The sequence below is a fragment of the uncultured Clostridium sp. genome, assembly GCF_963527835.1.
Classification (GTDB): Bacteria; Bacillota; Clostridia; order Clostridiales; family Clostridiaceae; genus Clostridium.
Map to the genome: position 1 here is coordinate 48,293 of NZ_CAURTC010000017.1, position 20,067 is coordinate 68,359.

A 20,067-nucleotide genomic window follows, 5' to 3' on the forward strand; every position below is an offset into this window, starting at 1 on the left:
TCTTAGCTTTTTAAACTAAATTATTTTAATAAAAATACAGATGAATTGTAGAGTTTTAGATTTAAATTGTTTTTATAAGCGAAATTAGTAAGAGTATAGTTAAAAGAAAAATAATAACGAATATTAAGTGAAAATTTTAGGGAAATGTGCTATAATTTTTATAATATTATCAATTGAATTAATTAAATCAATCAAATGTACTTTAATTAAAGTATAAGAAAAGAATAAAGGAGTGTATTAATTGGGGAAGAAATTTAAAAGAGTATTAGTTGCAAATAGAGGGGAAATTGCAATAAGAATATTTAGAGCATGTCATGAACTTGGAATAAGGACTGTTGCTATATACTCAGAAGAAGATAAACGTGCTCTTTTCAGAACTAAAGCGTATGAAGCATACCAAATAGGCAAAAACAAGGGGCCAGTAGAAGCATATTTAAATATTGATGAGATTATAAAGCTTGCATTAAAGAAGAATGTAGATGCTATACATCCAGGTTATGGATTCTTATCTGAAAATCCTGAGTTTGCAAGAAGATGTGAAGAAGTAGGTATAGAATTTATAGGTCCAAAATCTGAAATGATGGATCAATTAGGCGATAAGATAAAATCAAAAATAGTTGCTAAAAATGTTGGAGTTCCTGTAATACCGGGAGTAGAAAAACCAATAATTTGTGAAAAAGAGGCAATTGAAATTGCTGGTATGTGTGGTTATCCAGTTATGATAAAAGCTGCTGCCGGTGGCGGTGGAAGAGGAATGAGAATAGTAAGACATGAAAATGAGCTTGTTGATGCATTTTTAAGTGCAAAAAATGAAGCTAAAAAGGCCTTTGGTATAGATGATATGTTCATTGAAAAATACATAGAAGGACCAAAACATATAGAAATTCAAATTTTAGGTGATAAATATGGAAATGTAGTTCATCTTTATGAAAGAGACTGCTCTATTCAAAGAAGACATCAAAAAGTTATTGAAATCAGTCCAGCTTTATCCTTAACACAAGAAAAGAGAGAAGAAATATGTGCTGATGCATTAAAAATAGCTAAAGCTGTTGATTATAGAAATGTAGGAACTTTAGAATTTTTAGTAGATATGCACGGAAATCATTATTTTATAGAAATGAATCCAAGAATTCAAGTAGAACATACCATAACAGAAATGACTACAGGAATAGATCTAGTTCAAAGTCAAATTTTAGTAGCTCAAGGTTATCCGTTAAATTCTAAAGAAATCGGGATATATTCTCAAGAAGATATAAAACCAAGGGGTTATGCTATTCAATGTAGAATAACTACTGAAGATCCATCAAACAATTTTGCACCTGATACAGGAAAGATAGATGTTTACAGAACTAGTTCAGGATTTGGTATAAGACTAGATGGGGGAAATGGCTTTGGTGGGGCAGTCATAAGTCCTTATTATGATAGTTTATTAGTTAAAACAACAGCATATTCAAGAACTTTTGAAGATGCTGTTAGAAAATCAATACGTGCAATAAAAGAGTCAACTATTACAGGTATAAAAACAAATGTAGACTTTTTAATAAATGTATTAAATAATAAAACATTCCAAAAAGGTGAGTGTGATACTAACTTTATATCAGAAAATCCACAATTGTTTGACATATCACCACAAAGCGATAGTGAATATAAATTACTTAGTTTTATTGGTGAAAAGTTAGTAAATGAAACCAAAGGAATTAAGAAAGAATATGATGTTCCTGTAATTCCTATAGTAAATTCTTTAGAGGGTTTGTCAGGAACTAAGCAAATATTAGATGCAGAAGGTCCTGAGGGAGTAGTTAAATGGATAAAAAATCAAAAGAAATTATTGCTTACTGATACTACAATGAGAGATGCTCAACAATCACTAATGGCTACTCGTGTTAGAAGTAAGGATATGAAAAACATAGCTAAGGCAACAGCCGTATATGGAAATGACTTATTCTCACTTGAAATGTGGGGTGGAGCTACTTTTGATACTGCATATAGATTTTTAAAAGAATCTCCATGGAGAAGACTTGATTCATTAAGAAAAAGAATTCCGAATGTTATGTTCCAAATGCTTATTAGAGGTGCTAATGGAGTTGGATATAAAAACTATCCAGATAATGTGATAAGAGAATTCATAAAAGAATCAGCTAATAGCGGAATAGATATATTTAGAATATTTGATTCACTAAATTGGTTAAAAGGAATAGAGGTATCTTTAGAAGAAGTACTTAAGGCTAATAAAATGGCAGAAGTTGCACTATGTTATACAGGTGATATTTTAGATGAGAATAGAGATAAGTATAGTCTAAAATATTATGTAGATAAAGCTAAAGAAATTGAAAAAATGGGTGCACATATACTTGCAATAAAAGATATGTCTGCATTGCTTAAACCTTATGCAGCTAAGAAACTTATAACTGCATTAAAAAATGAAGTTTCAATTCCAATTCACCTTCATACACATGATACTACAGGTAATGGTGTTGCAACTGTATTAATGGCTGCTGATGCAGGAGTTGATATTATTGATACAACTTTTAATAGTATGTCAGGACTTACAAGTCAACCAGCTTTAAATTCAATAGTTGCAGCTCTTAATAATACTGATAGAGATACAGGAATTGATATACGTGGAATTCAAAAATTATCTGATTACTGGGATGCAGTAAGACCTGTATATAATCAATTTGAATCTGATTTAAAATCAGGTAGTGCAGAAATTTATAAATTTGAAATTCCAGGAGGACAATATTCAAATTTAAAACCACAAGTTGAAAGCTTTGGACTTGGACATAGATTTAGTGAAGTGAAGAAGATGTACAAAAAAGTAAATGATTTACTTGGAGACATAATAAAAGTTACACCATCTTCAAAAATGGTTGGAGATATGGCTATATTTATGGTACAAAACAATTTAACTACTGAGAATATATATGAAAAGGCAAAGAATATGGCTTTCCCAGATTCTGTTGTTTCATATTTTAAAGGAATGATGGGTCAACCAGAAGGCGGATTTCCTAAAGAACTACAAAAACTCGTTTTAAAGGGAGAAGAGCCTATTACAGTTAGACCTGGAGAACTATTACCACCAGAAGATTTTGATAAAATCGAAAAATACTTAAAAGAAAAATATAAATTTAAACCATGTAAAAGAGATATACTAAGTTATGCTTTATATCCAGATGTATTTGAAGACTTTATAAAGTCAGTATTAAAATATGGGGATGTAAGTCTTATGGGAAGTGATGTATTCTTCCACGGTTTATCTGAAGGTGAAACAAGCGAAATCGAAGTTGCTGAAGGTAAGACAATGATAGTTCAACTGATTGAAATTGGAAAATTAGATAAAGAAGGTTATAGAACTATTGAATTTGAAATAAATGGTAATAGGAGAGAGATAAAAATAAAAGATAGAACTGAAAGAGCTACAAGCATGTTAAGTTTAGACAATCCAACTAAAATGGCGGATTCATCAAATAAGCTTGAAATTGGTGCAAGTATTCCAGGAAATATAATAAATGTACTTGTTAAAGAAGGGAGAGAAGTTAAAGAAGGAGAAAGTTTAGTCGTAATAGAAGCAATGAAAATGGAAACAAATATAGTTGCTAGCTGTGATGGAATTGTAGAATCTATTTTTGCTCAAGAAGGAGAACAAGTAAAAACAGGTCAATTATTAGTAAAATTAAAATAATAGAATAAAATTTAATTGTAAATTAATTTAAATAAGCATTTTAAGTTTAATTAAGTATAACTTAAAATGCTTATTTTTTTTACAAGTATTTCTAAAGATAAAAAAGTATGATATAGTATTAAATGTAAACATTTAACGGGAGGGAATACAATGAAAAAATTTAAAAGAGTATGGGCAATAATATTTATGGTTACATTTATTTTTACTATGGTACAAATGCCAGCTATAAATGTCCAAGCTACTGAAAAAAATGATGAGGTATATGTAAAAATAAGATATGATCGATCAGATAAAAATTATAATGATTGGGACATATGGACATGGGAGAAAGGAAGAGATGGAAAGTCGATAAACTTTATTGGAGAAGATAACGAAGGAAAATTTGCAGTTATAAAATCCAATAAAAATGAAAAAAAGTTATTTTTTATTATTAGAAAATCAAATTGGAGTGAAAAAGCAACAGAAGATCAATGTGTAGATTTAACAAATGGTGACAAGGAAGTTATAATACATGAGAATAACAAAGAAATAAATAGAGAAGATAAAAATTTAAATAGAGATTTTAAAGAAGTAAAATTGAATTTACATTATTATAGATCTGACAGCAATTATGATTCATGGGATGTTTGGTCTTGGTTTGATGAAAATGATGGAAAAAGATATGATTTTAACAAGGAAGATGAATTTGGTAAGATTGCTGAAATTAATAAATTAAATACAAAAAACAATAAAGAAATATCTTTTATAATAAGAAAAGACAAGGAGAAGTGGACAGAAAAAGATATAGATAAAGATAGGAATATAGATTTGTCATATGCAAATAATAATGGTGAAATAAATGCATATATTGTTGAAGGAAATGAAAAGGTTTATATGGATAACAGTAAACCAATAGGGGAAAGGATATCATCTTTAAAAATAGATTCCATTGATGAGATTAATTTTGAGGTTAGTTCTAAAATTGATAATACTGATGAATTTATTTTGAAAGAAAATGGAAACGTTATCGGAAAGGATTTATATAGCATTAAACTTGAAGATAATGGACTTAAAGGGTGCATTAAATTTAATAAAAAATTGAATTTAAAAAACACTTACTCTTTGGAAATTCCTAAACATGGAGTAAAAAATGCTGAGTTTAGAAAAGTATATGAAAGTAAGGAATTTGAAGATTTATATTCATATGATGGCAAATTAGGAGTGATTTATAGTAAGGATAAAACACAATTTAATTTATGGGCACCAACTGCAACTGATGTAAAAGTAGTTCTTTACGGAAAAGATGGTAAATTATATTCTTCAGCTGCTGAAAAACAACTAGATATGGTAAAAGAAAAAAGTGGTGTTTGGACTGTTAAAGAATCTGGAGATTTAGATGGAGTTTATTATAATTACTTAGTAACTGTTAATGGAAAAGAAAATGAAGTTATAGATCCATATGCAAAAGCAGTTGGAGTCAATGGTAATAGAGGAATGGTAATAAATTTAAAATCTACTAATCCAGCAAATTGGGAAAATGATAAAAGACCAGAACTTAAGAATCCAACAGATGCAGTTATTTATGAAATGCATATTAGAGATTTTTCAATAGATTCTAATTCGGGTGTTAATTTAGAGTATAGAGGAAAATTTAAAGGGGTATGGCAAGAGAATACAACTAATTTAAATGGAAATATAAAAACAGGAGTTGCTCATTTAAAAGAGTTAGGAGTAAATACAATTCAATTATTACCAAGCTTTGATTATGGTTCTGTAGATGAAAGTAGATTAGATATGCCTCAATTTAACTGGGGTTATGATCCTAAAAATTATAATGTTCCAGAGGGGTCATATTCATCTAATCCATATGATGGAAAAATAAGAATAAAAGAATTTAAAGAAATGATAAATGAACTTCACAAACAAGGAATAAGAGTTGTTATGGATGTTGTTTATAATCACACATATACAACAAAAAATTCATGCTTTGATTTAGCTGTACCAGATTATTATTACCGTCAAGATGCAGATGGAAATTATTCTAATGGATCAGGTTGTGGCAATGAAACAGCGTCAGATAGAGAAATGGTTAGAAAGTTTATTATAGACTCAGTTAAGTACTGGGTAGAAGAATATCATATTGATGGATTTAGATTTGATTTAATGGCAAATCATGATATTGAAACAATGAAATTAATAAGAGAAGAACTAGATAAAATAGATAGCAGCATATTAATTTATGGTGAGGGATGGGCTGGTGGTTCTTGTGCATTACCTAGTGAAAATCAATCATTAAAAATTAATGTTTCTAAGTTTGGAGATAAACAAATAGGTGTATTTAGTGACGATATAAGAGATGGATTAAAAGGTGATGTTTTTAATAACACTGCTCCAGCTTTTATTAATGGAACACCTGGTTTTGAAGATTGGGTTAAATTTGGAATTGTGGGTTCTACTAAGCATGATGATATAGATTATGATAAAGTAAGATATTCCAAAAAACCATGGGCAAATGAACCGTATCAAACCATTAATTATGTATCATGTCATGATAATTTAACTTTATGGGATAGAATTAAAACTGTTAATCCTAATAAAACTGATGAAGAGCTAAAAGACATGAACAAAATGGCATCCGCAGTTGTATTTACTTCTCAAGGAATTCCATTTATTCAAGCAGGAGAAGAATTTGCAAGAAGTAAAGTTAATAAAGATGGTACATTTAATGAAAATAGTTATAACTCTTCTGATAGTGTAAATAAATTGGAGTGGGATAGAGTTGAAAAGTATGAGGATTTATATAAATATTATCAAGGATTAATTAATTTAAGAAGTTCTCATAAGGCGTTTAGAATGACTAAAGCAATTGATATTAAAAATAATCTTAAATTTTTACAAAGTGTTAATAATAAAGATAATTTAATTGCATATACAATAAATGGTAAAGAAATTGGAGATGAGTGGGGAAATATAGCTGTAATATTTAATTCTAATAAGGAATCTATTGAAGTTACTTTACCAGAAGACAACTGGACTATTGTAGTGAATAAAGATAAAGCTGGTATAGAGAGTTTAGGTAAAATTGAAGGCAATAAAGTTACTATTCCAGGTAATACATCTTATGTTCTTGCTGATACAGCTAGTTATGAAAAAAATTATAAATAATAATTATATTTATAATTTTATAAAGAGAGAGAAGCTTTAAAAGTTTCTCTCTTTTTACTATGCCAGCAATAATAATTAATTTTTATTATTACTATTTAAAAAATATAAATATGGCACAAATTAAAATTAAATTTAGATTTACTGTAATTTTTTCAATTAGTGAATATGCATAAGGTTTAACTGATTGTTTTTTAAATTATTATAGATAAAAATATTAAATAGGTATGATGTGGTTAAAAAAATAATGCTTTTGCATAAAAATAATTATTGAATGTTTTAATTATTTTTGATATTATCATAAATTATAATAAGCAAATTTATAACACCCGCTACCGTAAACAAAAAAAGAAATGGGGATGCTTATTATGTTATTTAAAAATATTACAATGATTGATGAAAATTTTGATACTATTGAAGGAACTAATATTTTAGTAGAGGACAATAAAATAGTATATATTGGAGAAAATATTCCGGAAAACTATGCTGGTGAAGTGTATGATGGTAAAAATAAGGTCGCAATGCCAGGATTTTTTAACACACATTGTCATGTACCAATGACTCTACTTAGAGGATATGGTGAAGGTCTACCTTTACAAAGGTGGTTAACTGAAAGAATTTTTCCATTTGAAGCTTTGCTTACAGATGAAGATTGTTATTGGGGTACTTTACTTGGAATATCTGAAATGATAAAAAGTGGAGTAGTATCTTTTACTGACATGTATTCTCATCTTGAATCTTTAGTACAAGCTATTGAAGAAACAGGAATGAAGGCAAATATTTCAAGCTCATATTTGAAAAATGATGAAAATAATGATTATTTTAAACATAATTCATATAAAGAAACAGAATATATTCGTAATTATGCTAAAAATTCTAAAAATGGATCTATCAAAGGTGATGTGTCTGTACATGCAGAATATACATCTTCAGAAGAATTAGTAAAGCAAATTTCTGATTACTGTAATTCTACAGAAATGAATATGCATATACATCTTTCAGAGACAACACTTGAACAAGAAGCTTGTAAGGAAAGACATGGTGGATTAACTCCTGCTGAATATTTTTATAAATGTGGAACTTTTAACAGTAAAACAACAGCAGCTCATTGCGTTTTTCTTGAAGGTGATGATTTTAATATTCTTAAGGAAAATAATGTTACGGTATCACACTGCCCAACTAGTAATTTAAAACTTGGAAGTGGAGTAGCCCCATTAAAGACTATGCTAGAACATGGAATTAATGTAAGTATAGGAACTGATGGTGCAGCAAGTAATAATAACCTTAATATGCTTGAAGAAGTTAATCTTGCAGCTTTATTACACAAAGGAGCCAATAAAGATCCTTTATTTTTAAGTTCAAAAGATATATTAAAAATGTCATGTTTAAACGGAGCTGTGTCACAAGGGAGAGACGATTGCGGATATATTAACGTAGGAAATAGAGCAGATATAGTTGTTTATGATTTTAACAAGCCTCATATGCAACCTGTATTTGATGCGCTAGCTAATATATTCTATTCTTCACAAGCAAGTGATATTTGCTTATCAATGATAGATGGAAAAGTTGTATATAAAAATGGAGTATTTACAACTATAGATATAGAAAAAGTTTATTACAATGTTAATAGAATTAAAAATGAAAAGCTCTCTAAGTTAAAATAGAAGTAAACAAAATGGTTTAATACTAATAAAAGTGTTAAGCCATTTTTTTATTGACTTTGTATTTTTACTATGATATTATTCAATATAATAATACGGTAGCGAAATTTATAATTTGCATTTTAATTAAATAATAAACAATCATTAATTAAATAATATTTTAACTTATATAAGTTCATAATAGGTTGAACGTTTCTACCAACTACCATAATAGTTGATTATAAGTTAATCCTTTTGCGGGATTACTATATTCAAATTTTATGAATGTTGGTTTTTTTGTACATAAAAATAGTATAGATTGATAAAATATAGTAATTTCTCGTATAAATGTTTTATTTTCAAAAGGAAAGTGCTTACAAAAAATAAAGTTTATATTACTTGACAAATAAAAATTATTTATCTATAATTGTAAATAATTTAATATATACATAGCATAACGAAGATTTATATTAATTATATTTCGGAGTATGAGATTTAAAGAAAAGCTGTGAAAAGAACAAGTAGAAATTAGTTAGGCCAAACAGAAAGTTGCCGGATAATGAGAGGCACTTGGAATTCTAATTTTGAATACATCTTAGAGCTTCAAGCTGAACAGAATTAAATGTTTCTAATTAGGTGATGACGTATCCTTGCACACGTTATAGTGCTAAAGTATATCCATAAAATATGGCGTACTTGAAGAGGTTAATTATGTGAGTAATTAATAAATTAAGGTGGTAGCACGAGATATACTCTCGTCCTTTGTAAAATAAAGGATGGGAGTTTTTTTATTCTTCAGGAAATTATATTTTTAAAAAATGGAGGATAACCCAAATTGCCATCTTATTTAAAGATTAAGAAATTAGTCCTAAAGAATAAAAATAATCATATGTCGCACCATTATTTCTTCACTGCTTTTGGAAAGGTGCATGGCTAAAAAATCGACACTCCAAAGTCGTTTGGCGATTTTTTTATTACACAAATTTTCAAACTTAGAAAGCTGAAAAAATTTGGAGTAATTTTCAACTTATAAAAGGTGGCATTAGCTTTTATAAATCTTATAGAACTTGCTTATATTAAAATTTTAAATATAAGGAGTTATGGTATATGAAAAAAACAATTGATGAACAAATTAAAATTATAGCAAAGGGAGTAGCAGATATTATAAGTATAGAAGAATTAAAAGAAAAACTTATTAAATCTGAAAAAGAAAACAAACCTTTAACAATTAAGTTAGGATTAGATCCTAGTGCACCAGATATACATTTAGGTCACGCAGTTGTTTTAAGAAAAATAAAACAATTGCAAGATTTAGGGCATAGGGCTGTTATTGTAATTGGAGATTTTACAGGAAAAATTGGAGATCCAACAGGAAAATCAAAAACAAGAAAGCCATTGGCACAAGAACAAGTTATAGAAAATGCAATGACATATCAAAAACAAATTTTAAAAGTTTTAGATAAAGAAAAAACAAAAATTAGATTTAATAGTGAATGGTTATCTAAATTAACATTTGAAGAAGTATTAAAATTAGCAGCAACTACTACAGTTGCAAGAATGCTTGAAAGAGATGACTTTAGAAATCGTTATAGTAATAATGCACCTATTGGTATTCATGAATTTTTCTATCCTTTAATTCAAGGATATGATTCAATTGTATTAAAAGCTGATATTGAACTTGGAGGAACAGATCAAACTTTTAATATTCTTATGGGAAGAACTTTACAAAAAGGTATTGGGATGGAACAACAAATAGCAATATTTATGCCGATTTTAGAAGGCTTAGATGGCATTGAAAAGATGAGTAAGAGTCTTGGTAACTATATAGGAGTAGATGAAAAGGCAGAAGTAATGTTTAAAAAGGTTATGGAAGTTCCAGATAATCTTATTATAAAATATTTTGAATTAGCAACTGATGAACATCCAGATAGAATAGATGAAATAAAAAGAGACATTGAGAATGGAAAAAATCCTAGAGATGTAAAATTAGAACTTGCTAAGATTATTACAGGCTTATATCATTCAGAAGAGGAAACAAATTCTGCTATTAAATACTACGAACAAGTATTTAAAAATGGAAGTTTACCTAGTGAAGTGCCAGAAATAAACATACCAAAAGAATTTACGAAGTTAAAAGAAATAAGAAAAATTCTTGTAGATGAAGGGGTAGTACCTTCTAATAAGGAATTTAGAAGACTAGTAGAGCAAGGTGGAGTACAAATAAATACTGAAAAGGTATTAGATTTTGATAATGCTAAAATTAATGATAATGATATATTAAAAATAGGAAAAAAGAAATTTATTAAGATAAAAATGATATAAGTATTTTACAATATCAACATTTACGGTTAATATAGTAATATACAATAAATTTAACAATGGAGGAAATGATATGTACGATAAAATAATGGAATCAGTAAGTTACATTAATGAAAAAGTAAAAAGAAATCCTAAAATTGCAATAATACTTGGATCAGGACTAGGAGATTTAGTTAATGTTGTAGAAGATATGGAAAGTATATCTTATGAAGAAATACCTAATTTCCCAGTTTCTACAGTTAAAGGACATGAAGGAAAATTAGCTTTTGGAAAAATTAATGGTGTTGAAGTATTATTAATGCAAGGCAGATTTCACTATTATGAAGGCTATAATATGAAAGAAGTTACATACCCAATATATGTAATGAAAAAATTAGGAATAGAAAAAATAATAGTAACAAATGCTTGTGGTGGAATAAATACAAACTTTGAACCAGGAACATTAATGATTATAAATGACTTTATCAATTTATTTGGAACAAACCCATTAATTGGAGTTAATGATGAAAGATTAGGAACTAGATTCCCAGATATGTCAGAACCATATAAGATAGAGCTTATTAATAAGGCTAAAAAAGTAGCTGACGAATTAAGAATAAAATATGATGAAGGTATTTATGCTGGATTTATGGGACCATACTATGAAACAGCTGCCGAAGTTAGAATGATAGGTAGACATGGCGCAGATGCAGTAGGTATGTCAACGGTACCAGAAACAATAGTTGCTAACTATTTAGGAATGGATGTATTAGGAATAGCTTGTATAACTAATATGGCAACAGGAATACAAAAAGTTAAACACTCACATGAAAGAGTAGTAGAAACAGCTCAAAAAGCATCAACAAACCTATGTAAATGGGTATCAAAAGTTATAGAAGTTATGTAATTTAAAGGTTAAAAGATAGGAGAGTGATATTTAGTGAGAAATATATTTTTCTATGACACAATTCTTGGAAAAGTAGGAATAGCGGACAATGGAAGCGCTATCACAAATTTATATTTTAATATAGATAGTGTTGATAAAGATATGATTTTAATTGAAACTGAACTTATAAAAAAAGCTTTCACTCAGTTAGAAGAATATCTATGCAAAAATAGAACGCATTTTGAAATTCCATTATCTCCTTGTGGTACACAGTTTATGAAATCTGTATGGAATGAATTGAAAAATATTCAATATGGAAAAACTTGTGCTTATGGAGAGATTGCTGAAAAAATAGGAAATCCTAAAGCTGCAAGAGCTGTAGGTCTTGCTAATAACAAAAATCCAATTCCTATATTTATACCATGCCATAGAGTTATTGGCAAAAATGGTAAGCTAGTTGGGTATTCAGGTGGTTTAGATATAAAAGAAAAGCTTTTATATTTGGAATGTTCAACTAATAAGACTGTGTTTTAAATATGTTTGATATATGCAATAGGTAAAGTGGCATTGTAATTGGACTTTGAGAATTCTCAATGAGTATTGTCACATTTACTGATTGTCTCAATTTTATATTGGGAGCAAGCTAAAATGGGACTATAATCATTTTAGTATTCCTAAGTTCAATTACTCAGTCCACTTTGCTTATGCATATATCAGACATTTTCCTAAAATACAGTCTTATTTATATGTCTATTTATTGTTTGCTTTAGTTAATAGGTTATATATTATTTTTGCAGCTTCAGCATTTGTTACATTGTTATTTGGGTTAAAATTATTATTTCCATCACCTGTAATTATTCCTAAGGAATTACAAATTGCTGCATAACCTTTAATGTCATCTTCAATAGAATCACTAAATGGATTATTAAAGATGTAATAATTTTTAGCGATTTTATCATATCCTAAATATCTAACTATTAACTTACTTATATCTTTATTTGTAAGCAATAAATCAGGTGATTTTTCTTCTGCTTTTAAAATTCCTTTTTCTATAAGCATATCATAAAATTTATTATCATCATCAGAATTATTAAAATTCCAAACTTGAGAATAAAGGTATCTTAAAAAATTAATTTGAGTTATGTTATTATCAGGATTAAATTTGTCACCTTTTAAATAATAACCATTTTCTAATAGCTCTTTAACTGTTTTCTCACACCAATGCCCATTTATATCAGAATATTTAGGAAGATCGTTTTCTTTATATTCTTCTCCATTAAACTTAATTCTTGTCCCATTAAAAGGATTAACAAGATAATTTTCACCTAAATCTATAAAGTTATATATTAAAGAAATATTTTTGTCATTAGACATTGTATATTCTAATCCAAATTTATCGCTAATTTTATCGAAAATTAATTCGGGTGTTAAGGCTGAATCTATATCTGGAAAATTAACATTATCATACCATTGACTAGTATATTCACAAACTTTTCCACTAAATTTATTAATAGAAACCATAAGATAGTTGTTTATAAAGTTAATTCCGTTTACTTGACGGATAAATTTAAAATTATAAAAGCTATCATTTTCATTTATATCTGTATCTAAGGCTTCTAATTTTGTTTCTACAAACTTATTAGGAGAAACTTCATTTAGAAATTTATTTACTATATTTTTAGCATCATCAATAGGTATCACATTGGTTTTATCATCAATATTTGAATAATGATAAAAAGATAATAGTTCACTTGATTTAGCATCCACTTCTGCAGAAGCATTTTCAAAATTAATTGTCCAAATATAATTATTTGATATTAAATCTTTATTTATATGAGAATTTGAAATTTTATCTTCAAAAGAGTCTAAATCACTATATTTTTTAATTATATCGGTAGCTGTGTCTTTAGTTATAAGTCCAGAGGCATTTTTTATTGCATCATCTTCTTCTTTTGTTAAATTTTTTAAGGAATCTAAGCTTTCATTAGCATTTTTATATCCATCTTTACCTAAATATATATTTTCATTATTTATAGAAATCTTTTCTCCAGAATGTGCATCTATAGCTACATTAGGAGTACTATTTATGCAATATGCTGGAAAAATATTTAGCTTATTATTTTTATAGTCATAATAAGAATAATAATTTAGCTTTAAACCAATTTTATCAATATATGATTTTTTGGCTTTTGATTTTTCAATTATATTATCATTAGAAGGATATGAAAGAGAGTTTGTATTTAAGTTATTTGTATTAAAAGTAATTATTTCACCAGTATGTTTATCTACAGAAATATTTACATATAAAAAGTTTAATGGAATATTATTAAAATAACATTTATATTTAAATGTATAAACACTATCTGTTGGATCATTATAAGAATTTATTTCCTTTAAAGAACTATAATGATTTACAAGTGCTTTTTTTATAAAATCTTCACAAGCTTGTCTTGCTTCATCCTTAGTGACAGATGCAAGTAACTTTGAAGTATTTTCATTACTATACTTATAAAAATCATATATATTTCCATCTTCATCCATCGATACTGATATGTTGCCATATTTTCCTTGCACTTCTGACCAATTAAGTTCAAATAAATTTACTTGTCCAAGGATTGTTTTTTGCTCTCTACCAGAATGAGTAAAATCAGTATAAGTATCAGGAATTGTTATTATATTTTTGGTTTTTGTAATAGCATTTTCTAATGATTTACTATAATTTTCATCTGCAAATACTGGATATTGAATACTTAGAATAAGCGAAAAGAATAGCAAAATACTTAAAAAGTAATTCTTTTTCATTAATATATCCCTCCAATTAAATTATAAAAAACTAATGAGTAACAGAAAATTCAATATAACTATATGGTAACACTAAATATATTTTCTATCTACTATATAATGTATTTATTAAGCTTAATTTAAGAAAGAATTATTTATATAAAAAAGACTATATTTTTTTGTAATGCTTGATATATGAATAAGCTAAGATGGTGAAAAATTAAAAGTCTATTAGAGAGCATTTTACTTATTTCATATAGTAACATATACTTAAAATATAGTCTTATAAAAAGATTAGATTATAAATTTTTTATATATTTTAAAATAGAAGATACCTTAATTAGAAACTTATAATTACAATTTAATCAAAATGAAGATTAGTTTGAAAAATCACGTTCTAATATTTCTATTTTTTTAGGATCTTTAAAATCATCGATTGAATTTATATCAATTTTTGATAATACTTCATCTAAAATTCTACTGTGAACAGGAACTTTTATAGGTGAATCGTAAGCAAATTCATCAACTGCAATTCTGGATTTAGTTGGTGGCACAATAGCTTTTGGACCTCCAACACACCCACCAGGACACCCCATACCTTCTATAAAATTAGCAGCGACTTCTTTTTTTAGAGCTTTATCAAGTATTGCTTTACAATCTTTGATTCCATCAACTTTAACACTTTTAAAATGCTTGAATTTTTCTGGATAAAGTTCTTCTATTGTTTCAGAAACAGCAATTGAAACACCACCAGTTCTAGCATATAAACGCCCGGCTCTTGAGGCGTATTCAACAGATGGAACTCCATTTAATTTCATTGGATTTATCTCTAAAGCTCTAAAAATTTGTTCTACCTCTTGGAATGTTAATACAAAATCAATAGTACCAGCTAAATCCTTTTCTGTTGCTTCGGCTTTTTTTGCAATACATGGACCTATGAAAACAACTTTGGTATCTTTATTTAACTTTTTTAATATTCTGCCAGCTGCTATCATAGGAGAAACAGATGGAGATAAATCTGGGACAAGGTCTTTATAAATTTTTTTTAACATCCCAACCCACATTGGACAGCAGCAAGAAGTTATCATTAAATCATCAGGTTTATTAACATGTTTATTAAATTCAACAGCTTCTTTTATTGTTAATATATCAGCAGCAAATGCAACTTCAACCATATCGGTAAAACCTGCTTTTATGAAAGCCTCTCTTAATTGATCCATTGTTACATTTTCTCCAAATTGTCCAGCAATTGCAGGTGCTACAGCAGCAATAACAGTTTTATTTTCTTTTATTAGATTAATTATAGGTAAGAATTCAACCTTATCTAATATTCGTCCATTCTTGCATGAATCAACACAAATACCACAATTAATACACATATCTTTGTTTATAGCAGTAGAGTTTTTTTCACTATCATAATATATAGCATTAAAAGGACATGATAATTCACAAGGGTATTTTTTTTCTTTATTAGGTATGCAATTAGCACTACAACATTCAAGTTTTTCAACTATTCTTTTATTTACAGTATATTCTGTAATTGCTTTTTTTATATTGTATACATAATTATTATCAAATTTAAGTTTTACTCCACAAAGAGATGTTATTATTTCAAATGTTTCTTGCGGAGATACTTCATGGCATACCATAATGCGATTAAGAGTTTCATCAAAATTACCATTATAATATGACTTGACTAATGTATCAAATAAATCTAAGTATTTATTATTCATAAATATATAACCTCCAAGTTAATGAAATAAGATTAAATTTTTTATTTTAATATAGTATGTATTAATATGCTGTATTTTATTAAATTATATATAAATTTAATTACTTAAAAGTTATAATGATTTTAAGAGATTGATTTTTATAATGAATATGTTAACATATTTATTGTAGGTTTATTTAGTATACTAAAGGGGGATGACATAATTATGAATGACTTGAGAGAAAATGATAAAATATTTTTTGATTGTGGAAATGTGACAATATCAACTGAAAATGTAGAGGAAAAACTAGATGAAGTTCAAGAGGTTTTAATGATATATAGCTCTGCTATAAAAGAAATTAAAACTAAATTAGATATTTTAGATTTTGAATTTAAAATAAGAAGAAAAAGAAATCCTATAGAATATATGAAATCAAGAGTTAAATCACCTAGGAGCATATTAGAAAAGCTTAAACGTAGGGGATTCGATGTAAGCATTAAATCAGCAAGAGAAAATTTAAATGATATAGCTGGAGTAAGAGTTGTATGCTCATTTGTAAGTGACATATATGAAATTGCTAATATGTTAAAGAGTCAAAATGACATAAGATTAGTAGAAGAAAAAGATTATATAAAAAATCCAAAGGAAAATGGATATAGAAGTTTACATATGGTATTAGAAGTTCCAATTTATTTTTCAGATCATATAGAAAATGTAAAGGTAGAAGTTCAGATAAGAACTATTGCCATGGATTTTTGGGCAAGCTTAGAACATAAACTTTATTATAAAAAAGGAGAAGATACGCCAAAACATATAAGAGCAGATTTAAAGGAATGTGCTGATATAATCTCAGCAACAGATTTAAAAATGCAAAAAATCCAAGAAGAAGTTGAAAAGTTGTAAAATACTTAATAAAATATTATGTTTTAGAGGATGATTTTACAACTAAAAAGTAATATAATATAAATTATGGATTTAACATATTATGTATAAGAGTTAAGTACTCTTATATATAATTTAAAAACAAATATATTTAATGATTTATAGAAGTGAGGTTAATAATGAGTATTTTAGTTTTAGGCGGAGCAGGCTATATTGGTTCTCATGCAGTAAGCCAATTAATAGATAATGATTATGATGTTGTAGTTGTAGATAATTTGCTAACTGGACATGAAGATGCAATAAATAAAAAAGCTAAATTTTATAAAGGTGATATAAGAAATAAGGAATTTTTAAAAGGTGTTTTTGAAAAAGAATCTTTTGAAGCTGTAATTCATTTTGCAGCAAATTCTTTAGTAGGAGAATCTATGGTGGATCCTCTTAAATACTTTAATAATAATGTTCAAGGAACACAAACATTATTAGAAGTTATGAATGAATTTAATGTGAAGAACATAGTGTTTTCTTCAACAGCAGCAACTTATGGTGAACCAAAACAAATTCCAATAACTGAAGAAATGGAAACTTGTCCTACAAATCCATATGGTGAAACAAAGCTTACTATGGAAAAAATAATGAAATGGTGTGATAGAGCTTATGGAATAAAATATGTATCACTTCGTTATTTTAATGTTGCTGGAGCAAGAGAAGGTGGAATTATTGGAGAAGATCATAATCCAGAAACACATCTAATTCCAATAGTACTTCAAGTAGCTCTTGGAAAAAGAGATTTTATAACAATATATGGTGAAGATTATGATACTGAAGATGGTACTTGTGTAAGAGATTATATTCATGTTGAAGATTTAATAGAAGCACATATTTTAGCAATGAAATATCTATTAAATGGAGGAGATAGTAATATATTTAATCTTGGAAGCAGTCAAGGATTTTCAGTTAAAGAGATAATTGAATCTGCAAGAAAAGTTACTAAGCATCCAATTCCAGCACAAATAGGTGAAAGAAGAGCAGGAGATCCAAGTAAGTTAGTTGCGTCTTCAGATAAAGCAAGAGAAATATTAGGATGGAATCCAAGTAGAACAAATATAACTAAGATTATAGAAGATGCTTGGGTATGGCATGCAAATAATAAGAATGGATATAACAAATAATTTCACATTGTAATAATTCTAAAAGTTTGTTATAATTTAATATAGTCAGTTCGGAAGCCTCCTGACTTTAAATAAAACTATGGTTAACTTTTAGTAATAATAAACTTTTATATATTTATGAAGGTTTATTAGATTATTGAATTTTTATCGTAGGATTTAATGTCCTACGATTTTTTTTATTCTTTAAATAAATCAAGGGCTGATCATCGCCTTAGCGATTTTGTTCTGGATTTAATCATACTTATAGTTACTCGTTTTGTTTAAATTTTACATAGGTTTTAGTGAAATGTTTATACAAATATAAATTAAAACTTAGTGTAAAGTTTAGGAGGTTGTTAAACTAATTTTTTAGGAGGATATTTAATGAAAAGTAGTAAAACAACAAGACGATTAGTTAGAACAGCACTTATAGCTGCTATTTATGCAGTGATAACACTTATATTAGCACCTATAAGTTATGGAAATATTCAATTTAGGATTTCAGAAATAATGGTATTATTAGCTTTTGTAGATCCATTTTATATTGGGGGACTTACATTAGGATGTTTTATAGCAAATATGCTTGGGCCTAATGGCATGTTAGATATATTTTTAGGAACATTAGCTACATTGATTAGTGTTACAGCAATATCATTCACAGCGAAATATATTAAAAATAATAAAAAAGCATTATTTATAGCATCATTATGGCCAACAATATTTAACGCTTTAATTATAGGGTGGATGCTTAATTATTTATTTAAAATTCCACTTATATTATCTATGGGAGAAATAGCAATAGGTGAATTTGTTGTTGTAACTTTGATAGGATTACCAATACTTAAATTAGTACAACATAAATATAAAAAATTAATTTTAGTACAAGATATTTAAATAAAATTAGTTAATAAAAGACATGAAAAAGAGAAAATAAATCTTTTTTTATGTCTTTTTTATAAATTTAATTATTTTATAATGAAAAATTGCATATATTATATTAAAGAATATTATTTTAGGAAAAGTAATATGAACAAAATTATATATATCTCTTTGCTAATAATTATTTTCTTCTCTTTAATACTAGATATAATATATATGCTAAAGCAAGAAGAACGTACAATACCTAAATATTTTTTATATAAAATTTTACTTATAATTACATTAATATTTGAAAAAGTAATGGGGTGTTCTATTTTCAAGTAACTTATAGCATTAAATTTATTATCATATGTAAGTATTTATGAATATCATAAATAATGAATTAATAAAATTATGAGGTGATATTATGCATATATCAACAAAAAAAAGGTTTAATAAGATAGGAGATAAATTTATAAAAAGTGATTATGATTTATCTACTATAAGATGGGTAATTAGCGAAGTTAGAAATACTATTTGGGATATGAATCAAAGAGAATTTAAAAAACTTATTGGTATACCAAGGAACATACTAAAAGAAGAGGTTTATATTAAAGATTATGAAATATGGCAAAAGGAAAATAAAGGCTATTTATTGGCGAATTTAAGAGACTTCAAAGATAAATATTTTATAGAGTTAAAAGGAAAAATTTACTCTGACAAATATTCTATTAATGATATGATAGAAACAATAGATTATATGGTAGATAACTTTGATGATTTGCAAGAAAAGCATAGTGGAAAAATGGAAATGCTTTTGAGAAATGTTGAGCTTGGATTTAGAAATTTAGAGATTTCTAATCAAAAAGGATTAATATCAAACAGGGAGTTATTTTCTAAATATATAGAAAATGCAGTAAATGAAGCTTAATAAATTTATAATAATGAATAAAAATTAAGAGAAATAAGTTACTATTATTTTAAGTGACTTATTTTTTTATTTTCAGTATAAATATATAAAAAATTATATATATATATA

12 protein-coding genes, 1 riboswitch and 1 other annotated feature are annotated in these 20,067 nt (G+C 27.0%); of the genes, 10 read left to right on the top strand and 2 right to left on the bottom strand.

Features of this window, described 5'->3' with window-relative positions; genetic code table 11:
* Positions 1–241 precede the first annotated feature (241 nt).
* The 6 genes from RYM86_RS09885 (at position 242) to RYM86_RS09910 (ending at position 12,181) form a co-directional block, all read left to right on the top strand.
* Positions 242–3,682, top strand: a complete 3,441-nt coding sequence (locus RYM86_RS09885; protein WP_315080087.1) for a pyruvate carboxylase — start codon at positions 242–244, stop codon at positions 3,680–3,682.
* Between the two features lie 150 nt (positions 3,683–3,832).
* A complete protein-coding gene (gene pulA / locus RYM86_RS09890) occupies positions 3,833–6,826 on the top strand; it encodes a type I pullulanase (protein WP_315080089.1) in 2,994 nt (997 codons plus the stop codon).
* Between the two features lie 365 nt (positions 6,827–7,191).
* Entirely contained in the window at positions 7,192–8,487 is a 1,296-nt protein-coding gene (locus RYM86_RS09895) for an amidohydrolase (protein WP_315080090.1), read from the top strand.
* A 142-nt stretch (positions 8,488–8,629) separates the two neighbouring features.
* Positions 8,630–8,725: riboswitch (purine riboswitch) on the top strand.
* Between the two features lie 237 nt (positions 8,726–8,962).
* Positions 8,963–9,229 (top strand) — a binding site (T-box leader).
* Between the two features lie 341 nt (positions 9,230–9,570).
* Positions 9,571–10,785 (top strand): tyrosine--tRNA ligase, encoded by a 1,215-nt coding sequence (gene tyrS / locus RYM86_RS09900; RefSeq protein ID WP_315080092.1) that lies wholly within the window; start codon positions 9,571–9,573, stop codon positions 10,783–10,785.
* A gap of 70 nt (positions 10,786–10,855) precedes the next feature.
* Positions 10,856–11,668 (top strand): purine-nucleoside phosphorylase, encoded by an 813-nt coding sequence (locus RYM86_RS09905; protein WP_315080094.1) that lies wholly within the window; start codon positions 10,856–10,858, stop codon positions 11,666–11,668.
* 33 nt (positions 11,669–11,701) lie between these two features.
* Positions 11,702–12,181 (top strand): methylated-DNA--[protein]-cysteine S-methyltransferase, encoded by a 480-nt coding sequence (locus RYM86_RS09910; protein WP_315080095.1) that lies wholly within the window; start codon positions 11,702–11,704, stop codon positions 12,179–12,181.
* A 216-nt stretch (positions 12,182–12,397) separates the two neighbouring features.
* On the opposite strand, the gene RYM86_RS09915 is transcribed toward RYM86_RS09910, so the two are convergent.
* Both RYM86_RS09915 and RYM86_RS09920 read right to left on the bottom strand, forming a co-directional pair.
* Entirely contained in the window at positions 12,398–14,449 is a 2,052-nt protein-coding gene (locus RYM86_RS09915) for a YcdB/YcdC domain-containing protein (protein WP_315080098.1), read from the bottom strand.
* A gap of 356 nt (positions 14,450–14,805) precedes the next feature.
* Positions 14,806–16,161 (bottom strand): [Fe-Fe] hydrogenase large subunit C-terminal domain-containing protein, encoded by a 1,356-nt coding sequence (locus RYM86_RS09920; RefSeq protein WP_315080100.1) that lies wholly within the window; start codon positions 16,159–16,161, stop codon positions 14,806–14,808.
* A 204-nt stretch (positions 16,162–16,365) separates the two neighbouring features.
* Here RYM86_RS09920 and RYM86_RS09925 point away from each other — a divergent pair, with 204 nt between their 5' ends.
* The 4 genes from RYM86_RS09925 (at position 16,366) to RYM86_RS09940 (ending at position 19,959) form a co-directional block, all read left to right on the top strand.
* Entirely contained in the window at positions 16,366–17,043 is a 678-nt protein-coding gene (locus tag RYM86_RS09925; RefSeq protein WP_315080102.1) for a GTP pyrophosphokinase family protein, read from the top strand.
* A gap of 158 nt (positions 17,044–17,201) precedes the next feature.
* Positions 17,202–18,191: a UDP-glucose 4-epimerase GalE gene (galE, locus tag RYM86_RS09930; RefSeq protein ID WP_315080104.1), complete on the top strand. Its 990-nt coding sequence runs from the start codon at positions 17,202–17,204 to the stop codon at positions 18,189–18,191.
* 363 nt (positions 18,192–18,554) lie between these two features.
* Complete coding sequence (locus RYM86_RS09935; RefSeq protein WP_315080105.1) at positions 18,555–19,064, top strand: QueT transporter family protein; 510 nt, start codon at positions 18,555–18,557, stop codon at positions 19,062–19,064.
* A 391-nt stretch (positions 19,065–19,455) separates the two neighbouring features.
* The gene (locus RYM86_RS09940; RefSeq protein ID WP_315080108.1) at positions 19,456–19,959 is read left to right on the top strand and encodes a hypothetical protein; all 504 of its coding nucleotides are present in this window, start codon (positions 19,456–19,458) and stop codon (positions 19,957–19,959) included.
* The last annotated feature ends 108 nt before the right edge of the window (positions 19,960–20,067 follow it).